This window comes from Flavobacterium flavigenum, from assembly GCF_027111255.2.
In the GTDB taxonomy this organism is placed as follows: Bacteria; Bacteroidota; Bacteroidia; order Flavobacteriales; family Flavobacteriaceae; genus Flavobacterium; species Flavobacterium flavigenum.
In genome coordinates this window covers 5,366,182-5,385,094 of record NZ_CP114285.2, presented here as the reverse complement: position 1 = coordinate 5,385,094, position 18,913 = coordinate 5,366,182, and the positions used below count along the sequence as shown (strand labels likewise).

At 33.0% G+C, this 18,913-nt stretch carries 18 protein-coding genes; 15 read left to right on the top strand and 3 right to left on the bottom strand.

Annotated elements, in window-relative coordinates; genetic code table 11:
- Nucleotides 1–276: 276 nt before the first annotated feature.
- From OZP09_RS22390 to OZP09_RS22375, 4 genes are all read left to right on the top strand, one after another.
- Nucleotides 277–834, top strand: coding sequence for an RNA polymerase sigma factor (locus OZP09_RS22390; RefSeq protein ID WP_281310028.1), 558 nt, complete (start codon nt 277–279; stop codon nt 832–834).
- A 76-nt stretch (nt 835–910) separates the two neighbouring features.
- A complete protein-coding gene (locus OZP09_RS22385) occupies nt 911–1,447 on the top strand; it encodes an anti-sigma factor (RefSeq protein ID WP_269235818.1) in 537 nt (178 codons plus the stop codon).
- A complete protein-coding gene (locus OZP09_RS22380) occupies nt 1,431–2,492 on the top strand; it encodes a DUF4097 family beta strand repeat-containing protein (RefSeq protein ID WP_269235817.1) in 1,062 nt (353 codons plus the stop codon). The genes OZP09_RS22385 and OZP09_RS22380 overlap by 17 nt, the downstream gene beginning before the upstream one ends.
- Before the next feature lie 159 nt (nt 2,493–2,651).
- Entirely contained in the window at nt 2,652–3,539 is an 888-nt protein-coding gene (locus OZP09_RS22375) for a carbon-nitrogen hydrolase (protein ID WP_223683401.1), read from the top strand.
- Between the two features lie 78 nt (nt 3,540–3,617).
- On the opposite strand, the gene OZP09_RS22370 is transcribed toward OZP09_RS22375, so the two are convergent.
- Nucleotides 3,618–4,889, bottom strand: a complete 1,272-nt coding sequence (locus OZP09_RS22370; protein ID WP_269235815.1) for an OmpA family protein — start codon at nt 4,887–4,889, stop codon at nt 3,618–3,620.
- Between the two features lie 588 nt (nt 4,890–5,477).
- Here OZP09_RS22370 and OZP09_RS22365 point away from each other — a divergent pair.
- Nucleotides 5,478–6,518: an agmatine deiminase family protein gene (locus OZP09_RS22365; protein WP_281310027.1), complete on the top strand. Its 1,041-nt coding sequence runs from the start codon at nt 5,478–5,480 to the stop codon at nt 6,516–6,518.
- Nucleotides 6,519–6,629: 111 nt separating this feature from the next.
- Here OZP09_RS22365 and fahA read toward each other — a convergent pair whose 3' ends face one another.
- Nucleotides 6,630–7,913, bottom strand: a complete 1,284-nt coding sequence (gene fahA / locus OZP09_RS22360; protein WP_281310026.1) for a fumarylacetoacetase — start codon at nt 7,911–7,913, stop codon at nt 6,630–6,632.
- Between the two features lie 108 nt (nt 7,914–8,021).
- Here fahA and glyA point away from each other — a divergent pair, with 108 nt between their 5' ends.
- From glyA to OZP09_RS22315, 9 genes are all read left to right on the top strand, one after another.
- Nucleotides 8,022–9,296, top strand: coding sequence for a serine hydroxymethyltransferase (gene glyA, locus OZP09_RS22355; RefSeq protein ID WP_269235812.1), 1,275 nt, complete (start codon nt 8,022–8,024; stop codon nt 9,294–9,296).
- 132 nt (nt 9,297–9,428) lie between these two features.
- Nucleotides 9,429–10,022 (top strand): MiaE family protein, encoded by a 594-nt coding sequence (locus tag OZP09_RS22350; protein ID WP_269235811.1) that lies wholly within the window; start codon nt 9,429–9,431, stop codon nt 10,020–10,022.
- 106 nt (nt 10,023–10,128) lie between these two features.
- Nucleotides 10,129–11,682 carry a T9SS response regulator signal transducer PorX gene (gene porX / locus OZP09_RS22345; RefSeq protein WP_281310025.1) on the top strand — a complete coding sequence of 518 codons (1,554 nt, stop codon included), beginning with the start codon at nt 10,129–10,131 and terminating at the stop codon, nt 11,680–11,682.
- Between the two features lie 71 nt (nt 11,683–11,753).
- Entirely contained in the window at nt 11,754–12,161 is a 408-nt protein-coding gene (tsaE, locus tag OZP09_RS22340) for a tRNA (adenosine(37)-N6)-threonylcarbamoyltransferase complex ATPase subunit type 1 TsaE (protein WP_269235810.1), read from the top strand.
- A gap of 22 nt (nt 12,162–12,183) precedes the next feature.
- Complete coding sequence (locus OZP09_RS22335) at nt 12,184–12,657, top strand: GNAT family N-acetyltransferase (protein WP_269235809.1); 474 nt, start codon at nt 12,184–12,186, stop codon at nt 12,655–12,657.
- 81 nt (nt 12,658–12,738) lie between these two features.
- On the top strand, nt 12,739–13,938 hold the full coding sequence (locus OZP09_RS22330) for an alanine dehydrogenase (protein ID WP_223683410.1): 1,200 nt from the start codon (nt 12,739–12,741) through the stop codon (nt 13,936–13,938).
- A gap of 35 nt (nt 13,939–13,973) precedes the next feature.
- Nucleotides 13,974–14,348, top strand: a complete 375-nt coding sequence (locus OZP09_RS22325) for a DUF4258 domain-containing protein (protein WP_269235808.1) — start codon at nt 13,974–13,976, stop codon at nt 14,346–14,348.
- A gap of 333 nt (nt 14,349–14,681) precedes the next feature.
- The gene (locus OZP09_RS22320; RefSeq protein ID WP_269235807.1) at nt 14,682–15,314 is read left to right on the top strand and encodes an MCP four helix bundle domain-containing protein; all 633 of its coding nucleotides are present in this window, start codon (nt 14,682–14,684) and stop codon (nt 15,312–15,314) included.
- Between the two features lie 397 nt (nt 15,315–15,711).
- Entirely contained in the window at nt 15,712–16,614 is a 903-nt protein-coding gene (locus OZP09_RS22315) for a right-handed parallel beta-helix repeat-containing protein (RefSeq protein WP_281310024.1), read from the top strand.
- A gap of 74 nt (nt 16,615–16,688) precedes the next feature.
- Here OZP09_RS22315 and OZP09_RS22310 read toward each other — a convergent pair whose 3' ends face one another.
- On the bottom strand, nt 16,689–17,690 hold the full coding sequence (locus tag OZP09_RS22310; RefSeq protein ID WP_269235806.1) for a zinc dependent phospholipase C family protein: 1,002 nt from the start codon (nt 17,688–17,690) through the stop codon (nt 16,689–16,691).
- A gap of 182 nt (nt 17,691–17,872) precedes the next feature.
- On the opposite strand from OZP09_RS22310, the gene OZP09_RS22305 reads away from it, so the two are divergent.
- Nucleotides 17,873–18,832, top strand: a complete 960-nt coding sequence (locus OZP09_RS22305) for a hypothetical protein (RefSeq protein WP_269235805.1) — start codon at nt 17,873–17,875, stop codon at nt 18,830–18,832.
- The last annotated feature ends 81 nt before the right edge of the window (nt 18,833–18,913 follow it).

Here is an 18,913-nt window from a genome sequence, read left to right as displayed (position 1 = left end):
TCGTTTTGTCATTAAAAGGTTTGTTGTAATCTCAAATACAAGTTAAGAAAGCAGTATTTAAGTAAAAAAACATGCCTCAGATTGCCTTTGAAAATCAGGTGATAAAAATAGACAATCATTATGCCAAAAACAAAGACATTTTTATTTGAATTTTAAATCCTAAAAAACTATTTGAATTCAGCATGATAAGCATTTTCAAAAAAATAAAATTAATTTTATAAAAACTGTAACAAATCTAAAAAGATGAAGTCATTATAATAAACCAGTAATTATTAATTGAAGATAACCAACCAAAATATCGAAGAATTAATCACGCTTTGTAAAGAGAATAATCAAAAAGCACAATTTGAAATTTACAATCGCTATTGCAAGGCTATGTTTAATGTGGCTTACAGGATTGTAAAAGACGAACATTTTGCACAAGACGTCATGCAGGAAGGTTTTTTGAGAGCTTTTACCAAAATTAACGACTATAAACAGGAAGTTGCATTTGGAGCATGGCTCAAAAAAATCATTGTAAATCACAGCATCGATTTTTACAAAAAAAACAATGCTTTTCAGATGGAAGACCTGAACAAAACGCTTTATAAAATAGAAGAAAACGACACACTTTTCTCTGAAAGTATTGATTTGAATGTACTTAAAGTAAAACAAGTCCTGGATGCCATTGCGGCTTTAAAGGATAATTACCGAATGATTTTGACACTCTTTTATATTGAAGGTTATGATCAGGAGGAAATTAGCGAAATTTTAAATATCAGTTATGCAAATTGCAGAACTACATTGAGCAGAGCTAAAGAAAGTTTACGAAAAAAATTAGAAGAAGATATATGAAATCGCCAGTAAAAAAGATTTTCGAACAGAAAAAGGCGATACCATATATTACCTATAAAAAATAAAATTTGGATATATGAAAAAGGAAAATGACGACTTAGACAAATTATTTAAAAAATTTGAAAATCAATGGGATATACAGGAAATAAATTCTGGCCATCAGATGGATTTTTTAAATAAACTCAATAAAAAGAAACCTAAGAGAAATAATTATTCGGTTTGGGCGATTGCTGCTTCAATAGTGATTTTATTAGGTGTGTCTGTTTTTTACAATAATAGTGAAAAGCCAAAGGAATTTAAATTTGCATCAAAAGAAACCAAACAGACCGATTCTATTTTTAGTGTTTTAATTGAAAAAGAACTAGTTAAACTAAAAGAAAAAAGCTCACCGGAGAATGAGCAAATTATAAATGATGCTTTAAAACAAATGAAAGTTTTTGACGCCGATTATGAAAAAATTATAAAAGAACTTCAAAAAAATGGTGAAAATAAGCAAATCATTTATGCAATGATCAGCAACCTGCAAACCCGAATATCTTTTTTACAAACGGTTTTGAAGCGTATAGAAGAAAATGAAAATTTAAAAAACACTACTCATGACGAAACATTTTAACATATTAATTTTATTCATTTTAATTCCTCTTACAGGATTTTCAAATGATGATACTTTTATTTCAAAGCAAAAAAACATTAAAAAAACCTTTATTGTTAATCCAAATGCAGGAATTGATATTGATAATAAGTACGGAAACATCACTGTATCAACCTGGGATGAAGATAAAATTGACTTTGACATTACTATAAAAGTTACCGGTGGAAACGAAAATTGGGTAAACGAAAAATTAAATAGCATTGACGTTGACATAAATGCGCTAAAATCTATGGTTACAGCAATTACAAAAATTGGAAGTTCAACTTTAAAAGTCAAAGGAAGCAGCAACAGCTTTGAAATCAATTACATAATTAAAATCCCAAGAAACGGCACAGTAAAACTAAATAATAAATATGGGAATATTACAGCGCTTTCTTTAGAATCAACAACGGATATTTCCTGTAAGTACGGAAAAATCACTCTTGGAAAGTTAAACGGCCCAAACAATCGTGTTCAGATTGAATATTGTCAAAACTCTGCTATTGATTATATCAAAAACGGAACAATCGAAGCACGTTATTCAGGTTTAAAAATAAGTGATTCCGGAAATTTAATTTTAGATACAAATTATACAGATTTAGTTATTTCTGATGGTCAAACCATTAAATACGACTGCAATTACGGAAATTTTAAATTTCAAAAAATAAATTCGCTTTCAGGATCTGGTAATTACCTCACAATCAATGTGGCAGAAATTTCAAATACTATAAATATCGATGCCAATTACAGCAAAATAAACGTTGGAATAATTACAGAAAAAGCTAATAATGTCAATATCAATTCGGGCTATTCTGATGTTTCTCTGGGATACGACACCAATTATACATTTGATTTTAATATAAATACCAAATATGGAAATATTAAAAAGGATAATTCTTTAGATATTTCATCAACGGAAAACAAATCTGCTTCAAAAAAAATAAGTGGCTATAACAAAAGAAAAGGTCAAAATAAAGTCAATGTTAATTCGAATTACGGAAATGTAAGCTTAATCAAAAAACAATAATATTTTCAGAACAGTTTTTCAATCAATAAAACACCAGTATATAAGTGCTGGTGTTTTTTCTATTATATGCAGGATAGTAAAATTGAGTTTTTAGGAACTCAGGACAGCCTTTGCCATTCGCTTAAAAAATTACTATTTTTGCACTCTAAATTTTATGTCATGCCGAAAAGAAAATATAAAATAGCCGTCGTTCAGTTAAACCTTAACGACGTAGCCGAAAATAATCTGAAAAAATGTATAAGCTGGGTAAAAGATGCCGCTAATAAAGGTGCCGAAGTTATACTTCTGCCTGAGCTATACAGTAGCCATTATTTCTGCCAGAGTGAAGATGTTGATAATTTTGCATTAGCAGAGCCTCTTTACAGCACTTCATTTATCGCGTTTAGCGAATTAGCAAAAGAACTAGGAGTTGTTATTATAGTTCCTTTCTTCGAAAAAAGAATGGCAGGAATTTACCATAATAGTGCCTATATTATTGATACTGACGGAACCGAAGCTGGTTTATACCGTAAAATGCATATCCCGGATGATCCGCATTTTTATGAAAAATTTTATTTCACTCCTGGTGATTTAGGTTTTCAGGCTATCGAAACTAAAAAGGGAACTGTGGGCACATTAATTTGCTGGGACCAATGGTATCCTGAGGCAGCACGTATAACAGCCTTAAAAGGTGCCGAAGTTTTATTTTATCCTACTGCAATTGGATGGCATCCAAAAGAAAAAGAGCAATACGGAGAAAACCAATATGGTGCATGGATGAATGTTATGAAAGGTCATGCTGTTGCAAATGGGGTTTTTGTTGCTGCCGCTAACCGAATTGGTCTTGAACAATATATTGATGGAACTGATGGAATTCAGTTTTGGGGTGCTTCATTCATTGCTGGTCCTCAAGGGGAAATTTTAGCACAGGCATCCCACGATCAGGAAGAAATTTTAATTGCTGAAGTTGACTTGGATCTACAGGAAAACGTTCGTCAAAACTGGCCGTTTTTCAGAGACAGAAGAATTGATGCTTTTGGGGATATCACTAAAAGAGCGATTGATTAATCAACTCTATATTTTTTAAAATACAAAAGGCTGTTTCAAAATATTTGAAACAGCCTTTTGTTATTAATAGTATCTTATTTATTTCACTTGGAAAGAAACTCTTCTTACGATTTGACGAGCCTCTTTTGATTTTTTATTTACAGAAGTGTCTTCACCATTAGCAATTACATTTAGCCTTGAAGCATCAATTCCTGCATTTATAGCAATTTGCTTAACTGCCTCTGCTCTTTTTCTTGACAATTCAACATTATAACTTGAACTTCCAATTTCATCAGCATAACCTACTACGTCTGCTGTTTTATTTGGATTATTTTTCAAATATTTTACTAAGAAATCAATACCGGATAAAGATGCTGTAGTTGGTTTAGTAGAATTGAAGTCAAAATATACATTTACATATCCATCGTTGATCAATTGTTCTACTGTGCTGTTTGTCTGAACACCACCACTTTTTTGACCATAAGTTTTTTCTAAGTAACTTTCTAATTCGTCAGGAACACCGTTTTGATTATTATCAATAGATTGTCCTTTTGTATTGACAGCAACACCTGCAATTGAATTTGGTTCTAAATCATACAAATCAGCCACTCCGTCTTTATCTGTATCTAATACACCTGTTTCCAGTAATGCTACTCTTTTTTCTAAATCATCATATCTGTCTTCTTCTCCAACCCAGTCAGCATGTTTTTGATTTTTACCTAAATAAAAAGTTAATCCTACAGAAGCATTAATCAAAATACCATCAAAAGCGCCTCCTGTTCCTGATGCACTCATTCCATCAAAAGCAAAGTTTTGTTGGGCATTGATTATACCAGTAAGATCTCCTGTTAATGCTACACGGTCACTTAATTTTATTTGCCCTGTCAAACCAAGAATTGCATTTGCCATGTAATCTTCACCGTCTAAACCATTTTTGCTGGTGATCTGAGACGCACCAAATCCACCGTGAACTAATAAACCAACAGTATTTGTCCAAGTCTCAAAATTTAAGGCTCTACCAAGATTCACAACACCTTGTAAACTAGTTCTCAAATATCTGCTTTCGAATTCTGGAGAATCATTTTTCTCTCTAAATTGATCATATCCAAAATCCAATTTCAGACCAAACTTTGGACTAAACATATATCTTACTCCAAGATCAACATGAAATGGATTAATACCCGCAGTATAATAACCAGGTGTCATTGCTCTGGTTGGTTTATTCACTCCGCCATTTAATTCTATAGACCATTTATTATATTCGGAATTACCAATAGAGGAAGGTTCAATTGAAGTTGCTGTAGTTTCATTTTGTGCATTTGCAAAGAATGAAAGAAACAAAAAAGTTAAGGAAGCTAATTTTTTTTTCATGATATTTAAGTGTTTTAAATTTTACATTCTAACGGTGAATTTTAACTTATGAGTTGTTAAAAACTCAAAGCAAAATTATGTTAACCATATAAAAAAGCTTTCTATTCCTTTTCAGAATTTTTATATAATTCCCATACATTAGGCTATGCGGGGAATTATTGAAGGTTTAGCTTTTTTTAAAACAACTTGGGGCGGGATATTTCAAATAACAAACTCATTTCGGCTTTTTAGCTTATAGATACAAGAAAAGTAATAAATTCTCTAAAAATATCTATTTCGGCACAACTTTAACATAAAAATCATTAAAATTAAATCGAAATTTGTTAAATTATCAAGGGTAAAATTAATATTTTTTTTTAAATAAAATGTTTTTTTAGTAAAAATTATCAACTATGTATCTTTAAAAAAAGATTAATAAAAAAAGCATAATTGATTATTATTTACAAAAATTTGTTTTCTAAAACACTTTTTTTTGAATTATTCATTGAATTACAGAAACTTACGTGTAAATCTAAATTCAAAATTCTATAATGCTTCATAATCCTAATGAATGCTTATCTTTGTACTCTTTTAATTTAGAAAACTTTTATGAAATTAGATAATAGACGATTTCCGGCAGAATGGGAGAAGCAACAGGGCATTTTACTATGTTTTCCTCATAATGGAAACGATTGGCCTGGGAAATATGAAGCAGTTCAATGGGCATTTGTTGAATTTATTAAAAAAGTGGCAATTTTTGAAACTGTATTTTTAGTTGTAGCTGATGAAAAATTAAAAGGAAAAGTGATCGAAATGCTAGAAAGAGCACGGGTTAATATTGTAAATATTTCTTTTATTATTCATAAAACAAACAGAAGCTGGATGCGTGATTCAGGACCGATTATTGTAAAAAATGGTTCTAAAAGAGAAGCTTTAAATTTCAATTTTAATGGATGGGCAAAATATAAAAATTATCAGTTAGACAAATTTGTCCCGGGGAAAGTAGCTAATTTTATTGATGTTCCGTTGACTCAGGTAATTTATAAAGGGAAACCAGTAATTGTTGAAGGAGGCGCAATTGATGTAAATGGAAAAGGAACCTTACTAACTTCTGAAGAATGCCTGATGCACCCTACAGTTCAGGTTCGAAATCCAGGTTTTACCAAACAAGATTACGAAGCCGTTTTTAAAGAATATCTTGGCGTTACAAATGTTATATGGCTTGGAGACGGAATTGAAGGTGATGACACACACGGTCACATTGACGATTTATGCCGATTTGTAAATGAAGATACTATTGTAACGATTGTAGAGACTGACAAAAACGATTCAAATTATAAGCCTTTACAGGATAATTTGAAAAGACTTCAGAATGCAAAATTAGAAGATGGAAAATCACCAACTATTGTTGCTCTTCCAATGCCAAAACGAGTAGATTTTGAAGATTTGCGTTTACCGGCAAGTTATGCTAATTTCCTAATTTTGAATAATTGTGTTTTAGTACCAACATTTAATGACAGTAACGATCGTATCGCTTTGAATATTTTAGCAGAATGCTTTCCTGATCGCGAAGTAATTGGAATAAGCTGTATCGATTTTATCTGGGGATTTGGGACTTTACATTGTTTGAGCCAACAGATTCCTGCTTAACATATAATATATATTTTTAATTTATTAAAAAAATTGCCTCTAAAGAAGAATAACTTCTTTGAGGCAATTTTTTTAGTATTATCCCTATTTAAGATAATTTTTTATTTCTCTTCATGGCCTTACAAAAGGTGGTAACAACTGGCTGCAAACTTCTCCAAAACCAATTCTAACTTCTGCATTTTCACAGAAACCTCTTATTATTACTGTATCATTATCTTCGATAAATTTACGTTCGCTTCCATCTTTTAATTTGATTGGATTTTTACCTCCCCATGTTAATTCTAACATTGAACCAAAACTATCAGGCGTTGGTCCCGAAATGGTTCCTGATCCCATCATATCACCAGAGTTTACGCGACATCCATTAGAAGTATGATGTGCCAACTGCTGACTCATAGACCAGTATAAATATTTAAAGTTGGATTTGGAAACGACTGTTTCTTCCTGATGTTCCGGTTTAAGTAAAACTTCCAGATGAATATCAAACGCTTTCTTTCCTTTTGTTTGTAAATAAGGAAGTGGTGTCGGATCCTGTTTAGGCCCTTTAGTCCTGAAAGGTTCTAAGGCATCCATAGTTACAATCCACGGAGAAATTGATGTTGCGAAACTCTTTGCCAGAAAAGGACCAAGTGGTACATACTCCCATTTTTGTATATCTCGCGCACTCCAGTCATTCAATAAAACCATTCCGAAAATATAATCTTCTGCTTCATAAGTCGAAATATTTTCACCCATTACATTTACATCAGTAGTAATAAAAGCAGTTTCTAATTCAAAATCGACCAGACGCGACGGACCAAAAACCGGGTATTTTTCTCCCGCTGGCAAAATCTGCCCCATTGGCCTGTGAACAGGAATTCCGGACGGAACAATAGTAGAACTTCTTCCGTGGTATCCAACCGGAATATGCAGCCAGTTTGGCAATAAAGCATTTTCAGGATCGCGAAACATTTTGCCTACATTTGTAGCATGCTCCTTACTGGAATAAAAATCAGTGTAATCGCCAATTAAAACTGGCAATTGCATCTCTACATCTTCAATCTTAAAAATAACAACATCACGGTCTTTTTCTGAATCTCTAAGCTGAGGATTTGTTTCATCAAAAATATCTGCAATACGGTTTCGGACTAGTCGCCATGTTTTTTTTCCGTCAGAAATAAAATCATTTAGCGTATCCTGCATGAACATATCATCTGTTAAATCTATTCCTTCAAAATAGTTTAATTGTTGTAAAGCACCTAAATCTATAGCGTAATCGCCAATTCTCGTTCCTACAGTAACGACATTTTCTTTGGTAAGAAATACACCGAATGGAATATTCTGAATAGGAAAATCACTATTCTCTGGTACATCCAACCATGATTTTCTTTTGGTATCGTTGGCGGTTATTGGCATGTGAATGTTAATTATTTGTTGAAAAAATCTATGTCAAATATATCATAATCTAACAGTTTCACAAACGTTTTTTTGTATTTTTGCAGGAAATTAACGAAAAACGAAAAAATGCAACGCGACGAACAAATTTTTGACCTTATACTAGAGGAACAAGACAGACAAATTCACGGATTAGAACTTATTGCTTCTGAAAACTTCGTAAGTGATGAAGTAATGGAAGCTGCTGGTTCAGTTTTAACAAATAAATATGCTGAAGGATATCCTGGCAAAAGATACTACGGCGGTTGCGAAGTAGTTGACGTTATTGAGCAGATTGCTATTGACAGAGCTAAAGAATTATTTGGTACTGAATATGCCAACGTTCAGCCTCACTCTGGTTCTCAGGCAAATGCTTCTGTTTTTCACGCTTGTTTGCAGCCCGGAGATAAAATTTTAGGATTCGACTTATCACATGGTGGTCACCTTACCCACGGTTCTCCTGTAAATTTTTCAGGCCGTGTTTACAATCCTGTATTTTATGGAGTAGACAAAGAAACAGGAAGATTAGATTATGATAAAATTCAGGAAATTGCGACTAAAGAACAGCCAAAGTTAATCATAGCTGGAGCTTCTGCTTACTCTCGTGATATGGATTTTGAACGTTTCAGAGTAATCGCTGACAGCGTTGGCGCAATTTTGATGGCTGATATTTCTCATCCTGCAGGTTTAATTGCAAAAGGATTATTGAATGACCCTATTCCACATTGCCATATTGTAACTACTACAACCCACAAAACATTGCGCGGACCAAGAGGTGGTTTGATTTTAATGGGGAAAGATTTTGAAAATCCTTGGGGATTAAAAACTCCAAAAGGTGAAATCAGAATGATGTCTGCTTTATTGGATTTAGCTGTTTTCCCAGGAAACCAAGGTGGACCTTTAATGCACATTATCGCTGCTAAAGCTGTTGCTTTTGGTGAAGCTTTAAAAGATGAGTTCTTTACTTATGCTATGCAATTGCAAAAAAATGCGAATGCTATGGCAGATGCTTTTGTGAAAAGAGGCTACAACATTATCTCTGGCGGAACCGACAACCATATGATGCTGATTGACCTAAGAAATAAAAATATTTCAGGAAAAGATGCTGAAAACGCATTGGTAAAAGCTGAAATTACAGTAAATAAAAACATGGTTCCATTTGATGATAAATCACCATTTGTAACTTCCGGAATACGTGTTGGAACAGCTGCAATCACTACTCGTGGCTTAGTAGAAAAAGACATGGAAACTATTGTAGCTTTAATAGATAAAGTACTTGCAGATCATACAAACGAAGCACTTATCGAAGAAGTAGCTAATGAAGTAAATGAAATGATGAGCGAAAGACCAATTTTCGTATACTAATCAGTTTCAGGTTTAAAGTTTAAAGTTTAAAGTTTTGTAACGCGTAAGAAAACGTAAAACAAAACTTTAAACTTTTTTCGTTCCTAAAAGAACCTGAAACCTCAAACCTGAAACAAATAAAACAAAAAACACATGGGCGTACTTAGATTACAATTGCCAACCGACCCAAGATGGGTTAATATTGTTAAGAAAAACATAGAAGAAATTCTGACGGATCACGCCTGGTGCGAGCAAAAAGCAGCTACAAATGCAATTACAATTATTACTAATAATTCTGAACACCAGGATTTAGTACAGGATTTATTGGCTTTAGCCAAAGAAGAAATTGACCATTTCGAACAGGTTCACAACATTATTATTAAAAGAGGATTAAAATTAGGACGTGAACGTAAAGACGATTATGTAAATGAATTGTATCAGTATATGAAGAAAAGCGGAGACGGAAGCCGTGTTTCGGGTCTTGTTGAAAGATTATTGTTTTCAGCAATGATTGAAGCCAGAAGCTGTGAACGCTTTAAAGTGCTTTCTGAAAATATTCAGGACGAAGAACTGGCCGTTTTTTACAGAGAATTAATGGAAAGTGAAGCTGGACATTACACCACTTTTATTACTTATGCGCGTAAATATGGCACCGGAATTGACGTTGAAAAACGCTGGAGGGAATGGCTTGCTTTTGAAGAATCCATCATTACAAATTATGGCAAAGGTGAAACCATTCACGGATGATACTTTACATAAATAATTACAACTGATCCTTTAATTTTATACTATTTTTAATACTTTTTAAGTTCTAGACTTTTAAATTGCAGTAAAATTAAAGTCAATTATGGTTATGGATAAAATAAAAATACTTTGGGTCGATGATGAAATCGATCTTTTAAAGCCTCATATATTATTTCTGGAGAAAAAAAACTATGCAGTCACTACCTGTAATAACGGACTCGATGCTATAGGTCTTTTCGAAGAAGAAAATTTTGACATTGTCTTTTTGGATGAAAATATGCCCGGAATGAGTGGGTTGGAAACGCTTTCTGAAATGAAAGAAAAAAAGTCTGCTATTCCTATGATTATGATTACCAAAAGTGAGGAAGAGTACATCATGGAAGAAGCAATTGGATCTAAAATTGCCGATTACCTGATAAAACCAGTAAATCCGAATCAGATTCTTCTAAGCTTAAAGAAAAACCTGGATCATTCCAGATTAATTTCTGAAAAAACGACTTTGGATTACCAAAAAGAATTCAGAAAAATTTCTATGGAATTGGCGATGGTAAATTCTTATGAAGACTGGGTTGAATTATATAAAAAATTGCTGTTCTGGGAATTAGAGCTTGAAAACATCAACGATCAGGCGATGATTGAAATCCTGGAATCGCAAAAAGTTGAAGCCAATTCGCAATTTGGCAAATATATCGAACGAAATTACGAAGACTGGTTTGCTCCCAAAGCAGACAAACCAATTCAGTCACACAACTTATTTAAGGAATTAGTGGTTCCGGAACTAAAAAAGAAAGACAAACCTGTCTTGTTTGTTGTTATTGATAATCTGCGTTACGATCAGTGGAAATCTTTTGAAACCGTAATATCCAATTATTACAAGTTAGAAAAAGAAGTTCCTTATTTCTCTATACTTCCAACCGCTACACAATATGCCAGAAATGCCATTTTCTCAGGTTTACTGCCAGTTGAAATGGAAAAACAATTTCCGGAATATTGGAAAAATGATGTAGAAGAAGGCGGAAAAAATCTTTATGAAGCCGAGTTTCTTAGCGCTCAGTTAAAACGTTTGGGACTCAATATAAAGGAAGATTATTTCAAAATCACCAATTATTCAGGCGGTAAAAAGCTGGCTGAGAACTTCAAAGCTTTAAAAGGAAATGATTTGGTAACTGTTGTTTACAATTTTGTAGACATGTTGTCGCATGCCAAAACTGAAATGGAAGTTGTAAAAGAGCTTGCTTCAGACGATAAGGCCTATCGTTCCCTCACTTTAAGCTGGTTTAAAAACTCACCTTTACTTGAAATTATTCAACAGGCACAACTTTTAGGTTTTAAATTAATCCTGACAACAGATCACGGAACCATAAACGTAAAAAACCCTTCAAAAGTAGTTGGAGACAAAAATACCAGTCTTAATTTACGTTACAAAACCGGGCGCAGTTTAACTTACGAACAAAAAGATGTTTATGTAGTAAAAGAACCAAAAACTATCGGCTTGCCAGCTATAAACATGAGCAGTTCTTTTATTTTTGCAAAAAATGATCTGTTTTTGGCCTATGTAAACAATTACAACCATTATGTGAGTTATTATAAAAACACCTACCAGCATGGCGGAATTTCGCTTGAAGAAATGATTATTCCGTTTTTGGTTTTTAATCCAAAATAAAAAACAATTTCAGTCCCGGTTTTATAATTACATAATTCCGGGACTGATTTAAATTAAAGAAATACAAACCAATGAATATCGTTTTTTCATTAGATCAGATTCAGGAAGTAGCCGAAAAAATTATTGCCCAAAATCCCAAAAAAATCATTCTTTTTAATGGAGAAATGGGTGTTGGAAAAACTACTTTGATTAAAGAATTATGCAAAACTTTGGGAGTTAAAGACGCAACCAGCAGTCCCACTTTTTCTTTAGTTAATGAGTATTACACTTCTAACAATCAAATTGTTTATCATTTTGATTTTTACCGGCTTAATAAAGAAACTGAAGCACTTGATATGGGTGTGGATGATTATTTATATTCCGGAAACTGGTGTTTTATCGAATGGTCTGAAAAAATTGCTAGTTTGATTCCGGAGGAGCATTCTATAGTTAATATTCAATTACAGGCAGATGGTAGAAGAAACTTAGAGTTAATTTAATCCAACAAATGCTATTTTAACAATGAATCACCAAAATACCGTAGAAATAATTCCTTTTTCACCTGAATTGAAAAATCACATTAAAACGTTGAATCTTGAATGGCTGACAAAATATTTCAGAGTAGAAGAAAAAGACGAATTAGTACTTTCCAATCCGCATGAAGAAATTATAGACAAAGGCGGAATGATTTTTTATGCTAAACTTAATAATAAAATCCTTGGCACGGTTTCCTTAATGAAAATTGATGCTGAAACTTTTGAGTTGAGCAAAATGGCGGTTTCAGATAAAGCCCAGGGACTTGGAATTGGTAATAAATTGCTTCTTTATGCATTTGCCATAGCAAAAGAAAATAACATCAAAAAGTTAATTTTATATTCAAATCTAATTTTAACACCCGCAATTCACTTATATAAAAAGTTTGGTTTTGTTGAAGTTGTCCTTGAAGAAGGACTTTACGAAAGAGCCAATATTAAAATGGAAAAAATGATACTTTAACTGCTAATTCAGTATTCGCAGAATATTTTACTAATTTTAAAACTTTTTACGTAATTTGTACTCTTAATTCTTGCATTACACATGTCGATAACCTTAACCCCGTTTACCAAACAGCAATTGTTGCCACAAGAAGAAAAACTTGAAATTGGCCGCCAAAAAAGAGAACTTTTTATAGGTATACCAAAAGAAACAAGTTATCAGGAACGTCGTATTTGCTTAACACCCGATGCTGTAAATTCATTGACATATGCAGGACATCGTGTTATGATTGAATCAGGTGCAGGTGAGAGTTCCAGCTATTCGGATAAAGAATACAGTGATGCGGGTGCAGAAGTTACTAATGATACTAAAAAAGTTTTTGGTTGTCCGTTATTACTGAAAGTTGAACCACCTACTTTGGCAGAAATCAAAATGATTAATCCTGAAACGACAATCATATCTGCTATCCAGTTAAAAACTAAAAAGAAAGCTTATTTTGAAGCTTTAGCTCAAAAAAAAATCACTGCACTTGCTTTTGAATATATTAAAGATGAAGACGGTTCCTATCCTGCCGTAAAATCATTAAGCGAAATTGCCGGTACAGCTTCTATTCTGGTTGCTGCCGAACTGATGATTACAAATGAATTCGGAAAAGGACTTTTATTTGGAAACATCACAGGTGTTCCTCCTACTGATGTTGTTATTTTAGGTGCCGGAACAGTAGGCGAATTTGCTGCAAAAACAGCTATTGGGTTAGGTGCCAATGTAAAAGTATTTGATAATTCGATTACCAAATTACGTCGTTTACAAAATAATCTGAACCAGCGAATTTTCACCTCTACTATCCAACAGAAAGCATTATTAAAAGCCTTGAGACGTTGTGATGTAGCTATTGGTGCCATGCGGGGAAAAGAACGCTGTCCGATTATAGTTACTGAAACTATGGTCGAACACATGAAAAAGGGTGCCGTAATTGTGGATGTAAGTATTGATATGGGAGGCTGTTTCGAAACCTCTGAAGTAACAACCCACGAAAAGCCAACTTTTATAAAAAGTAATGTTTTACATTATTGCGTACCTAATATTCCTTCAAGATATTCTAAAACTGCTTCTCTTTCTATAAGCAATATAATTACTCCTTATCTTCTTCAGATAGCTGAAGATGGTGGTTTGGAAAGTGCTATCAGATGCAATAAAGGGTTAAAAAACGGAATCTATTTATACCACGGAATACTGACTAATAAAGCTATTGGGGAATGGTTTGATTTACCTGATAACGATATCAATTTACTTGTTTTCTAAAGCAACTTTAACGTACCTTTGCAAAAAAATAATTCATGAAGTTCGTACATCGTTTTGCTTATTATTTGGTTGGTTTAGTTATGGGATGCTTTTTTGTAGCGCTCGTTTTCAGTGGAAAAGATACCCGCTGCAATTATTTTCCGAATGCCAGGGTTTTAAATAGTCTGAGAACCAAACCATTTCAATATTCACAAAAAGCTATTCAGACCCTGAATGAAAAATGGATTGATACAGCTGATATAAAGAACACACTGCAATTTGGTGATGTTGATTTTGACCAGAGCAATATTCCTTATAAAAAAGGAAAATTATATGTTATAGAAGGAAAAACAATAAAAAATCAGGAAATTATCCTTAAAGTAACCAATTACGAAAACAAAGCCGTTTTAGAGGAAATTATGAAAAAATAAATAATTACTTTATTATAGTTTAGAAGGATAGCTTTATGCTATCCTTTTTTTATATGTAAATATAGATTTAACCTTTTTGATAAAACTCCTAATAAAAACCTATGGACTTAAGCTGACAAATATTTTCATTTCCACCAAGGCATAATATTATGAAACCTGAAGTCCTAGCCGTGATGGAAGCGGCATCCTTTGCTGCCGGGGTTCGGCAGTAAAGATATAGCGGACAGCGCGAAAATGCTCCTTAAAAAAATTCTACTTCACATTTTAAATCACTCTATTCTAAAACGTTAGATTTATGTATCTTTGAGAAGAAGCCAATTATAAATCTACAGGATGAAAGACATTTTAAAAAAATACAGTAACAAAACAAAAGCCGCTTTTATTTTACTGATTGTTATGCTGATCATCCTGCTTAGCAACTTTAATACGCTTCGAAATTCTAAAAATGTCAACGAAAACATTAATACGATTTATAATGACAGGCTGGTTGTGGCCTATTATATTTTTCAGTATGCAAATGAACTTCATTATATAAAAGCAGAAGCTCAGAAAGAGAACCTGAATGATGTCACCAAAAATGACGAAATTAAAAATGCTTTGAAAATAATACACACCATTGATGATTTGTATTTTAAAACAGTGCTGACACCAAAGGAAAAGATACATTTTGACAGTTTTCTGGCTTCCTGCTCTGCGATTAATAAAGATGTACAGAATAAAAACTGGAAACATATTGTCCCGTTGTGTGACAAGGCTTTGAAGACACTGGATCAGCTTTCTGAAATTCAGGTAAAAGAAGGAAAAGCAAAACTGGCAAGCGCTAATGCGATGCATAGCGGTAACAATAGTCTTGGGCAATTGGAGATAGGTTTGCTGATTGTTCTGGGCGGTATTACTTTCTATTTACTTATTATAAAAAAGCATAAAAGAAATATTAAAATTCCGGGATCGCCAAGCCTTAATTAACTACTTCTATTTTACACCTTTTTTTATAAGGTCTAAATTTTAAACCGGCTATTTAATATCTTAAGATATTCTGTTTTACAATTCAAACATTATTTATCTACTCTAAATACATACCATCTCAAAATGGTATTAGAATGATGTGCATGCATTTTTCTAAACTTAAACTTCAAAATATTTTACTCAATATTCAAAAAAAAAGCAAAACATTGAACTAATTCAACTTTTTTTACAAAATATTTTATTATTCGTAATTAAATAGAATATTTTTTAAATATAATTTAATTTTGTATTAAAATTTTATTTAAGTTTACAAAATAAACAACAATTGAAAATCAATGATTTAACTTATCTGGACAAATCCAGTTTTAACCTCATTTTAACCAAACCAAATTATTTTATGAAAACAAATTTTAAGTTACTGATCATGTGTTCTATCATTCTTTTCGCTTCTTGTGATACAAATGATACTCCTGTAAAAGAAAACGAAGCGGCGACAGATTCTCAGGAAACTGTAACACAAACCAAATCCCTGACAGCAAAAAACAGTACAGTTACAAACGAAAGTGCATTACGATCTGCTGTAGCTGCTGCGGTTGCAGGAGACGTTATTACAATTAGCGGAACAATAAACCTTACAAAGACTTTAGAACTAGCTAAAAGCGGTACTGCAAATTCAAAAATCAGTATTACAGGTGGTACCCTGAATTGTTCCGGGCTACCTTCTGGCAGCTGGGGTGTAAAAGTAAATGGGAGCTATTGGAACATCACGAATATGACAATTAGAAATGCCCCGGACTGCGGACTGGTTTTTCAAAATGGCGGATATAATTATGCTTATAATGTATCTACATTATCAAACGGCGATTCAGGCTTGCAAATTTACAATGGCGGACATGATAACTATATTCTTTCCTGTAAATCAAACGATAATTACGATGCTGCAAATGCCGGAGAAAATGCAGATGGCTTTGCCTGTAAATTATCTGCAGGAAAAAATAATGTGTTTGAAAAATGTACTGCAAACCATAATTCTGATGATGGATGGGATTTATACGGCCAACCATATACTGTTACAATAAAAAACTGTACAGCAAGCAACAATGGTTTTGGAAGTAATGGAGATGGAAATGGCTTTAAATTAGGAAGCGCAGGGCAAAACGTACCTCATACAGTGACAAATAATACGGCAACAAATAATTTAGCCTGGGGTTATGATGGTAACGGAAATACCGGACATATTACAATTACCGGAAGTGGAGGATCAGGAAACAAAAAAGGATTATTTACAAGACTGTATTAATATATTCAGTAAATTAGGTAAAAACAAAAGGCAGCTCTATAAAAGCTGCCTTTATTGTTGTTAATACAAAATTCTTAATCGTTTTGATTCTGCATTCCGAAAAGTTGTCCTTTCTGAAATAATTTCAAATCTTGTTTTAACGCTTTGCTGTTGCGTTTTGTAAGTTCCTTTGAATCTAAGTCGCTTAAGTCCGGCTTTCCTGCATTTACCCAGGCCGTGTACCAAAAACTTGCTGTTACTGTAATGGCTTTTTTCATCTGGTTTTCTACCATTCCGTTTAATTCTGTATGCAGTTTGGCAGCATATTCGTCTGAGAATTTAGCCGAATTGTATTTACTCTTCACAATTTTACCTTCAGCATCGACAACAAAAACCTGATTTTCGGGAGTTGAAGTTCTTAATTTTTTGTCAACTGCCAGCAATGGCTGCACCAGACTATGTGTATCCCTGATCATGTCCCAGGTTGCTTTGTGAACATCTTCGTAATATTTGGCTTCGGGAACATTTAATTTGTAATTTTTCACGAACAGTTCAGGCAATCTGCTCTCCCAAAGTGAATGGATTCCTTTTTGATCGGTTAATTGTCCATCATGATTAGCAGAAGTATGCAACGGCATATGGGCGTCTCCAATATAATGTCCTAAATCGGCTGCCAGAAATAAGATTTCGGCCCTGTTTTTTTCTTTAAATGCTTTTGTCAATTTGGTCATCATGTCTTCGATATACCAAGGCAAAATTCCGTTATCATTCAGGAATTTTGCATCGTATTTTTTATTGGCTTCTTCTAAAGTTTTAGGCAAACTGTCTACAGACGTTTTGAAATTTTCCAAATCAATATAATGTCTTGGGTTTTCATCTTTATACTTTAAAGCATATTTACGAATATCCGGCACAGAAGCTTCCTGTGTAATAAAATCGATATGATTGTAAAAAAAGACTTGTAGTGGCTGAGGTAATGCCATAACTGCAGCTTTATTGATGCGTTCATGCCCTACAATACCCCATGATAAGGTCAAAAATCCAATTATAACTGCAAAAAAAGCAATGAGTCTTGGTTTCATTTTAAAGTTTTTCATTTGAAGTTTATTTGAACTGCAAATTTATTTCATTTAAAGATAATTCAAAAGAATACTAATTAATATTGTGTTAATTTAATTATATTCAGTTTTAGATAAAATTCAGCACCAAGTATGCATAAAATTTATCTTTTAAAGATTTTCAAAAAGTTTGTACTACTTTTACCTTAAAATTTAAATATATGCGCCTTATTTGTTCCGGATTTCTGTTCTTAGTATTTACTTTTGTTTGTACTGCACAAGATGATGTTGTTCAATTAAAAAACATTAGTGATACGATTCTAAATCCTAAAAGAATATTAAAAGTTGCTGATCCTTTAGATGGAATAAAAACTATGCAGCAGTTATTTCCCGGAAAACTATATAAGAAATCTCCATACAACACTTTTATAAGCTGGAAATGCAGTACTTGTAGACCTACATCCTATACCGATGTTAATGGCGTTGAAGAAGACCCGTTATTCCCTTATAGAGATGGTGTTGCAACACGACTTGACACTACCATTAATTATACAGACTCTAAAGGAAATCAATTCAAAATGTTAGTTTTTAATCATTCCGTTTATGATGCCGATGGATCACAAACAGGACGTTTTAGCGGAGGACTTTTAGGATTAGCTAAATTTGCAAAAAATGGAAATATATGGGAGATGAAGTCGTATCAACCTGCAATTGCTGCATTTGGTGCTTTCTCACACATTCCTGCTTTAAAACTGGTTGAAATTGGCGAAGATCAATTCGCTTTTTCGCTGATACATGCCAACGGAGGTGCCGGTGGTCCTTATAACGCATTCCTCTATCTTGTTGTTGGTTTTAATGGAAAATACCAGACCTTAATGGAAGTAGCCGATTATAGACTTTCTAATAATGCCGAAGGCAGTACCGAATGGTCCAGTACATACAAAGTTGTAAATGATGGTAAGAAAAAGTTTTTTAGGGATTTTGTCATCACTACGACCGGATTCTATAAAAAAGCGAAAGGAACTGAGGATGACTTTGAAGTAGAAATACCAAAGGAGTTAAGCGAAATGGTTAAAACGAAAAAACAATTTAATTTTACAATTGAAAAACGATTTTCATTTGATGGAAAATGGTATAATATCGTTGGAAAACCTGTTGTAAAATTCTCTAATATTAAATAAGGTTTAGTGAATGTTGTTTTAAAAAAATTAATATAAACACATAGATCACATAGTTTTTTATTTTCAAAAGGGTATTAAAGA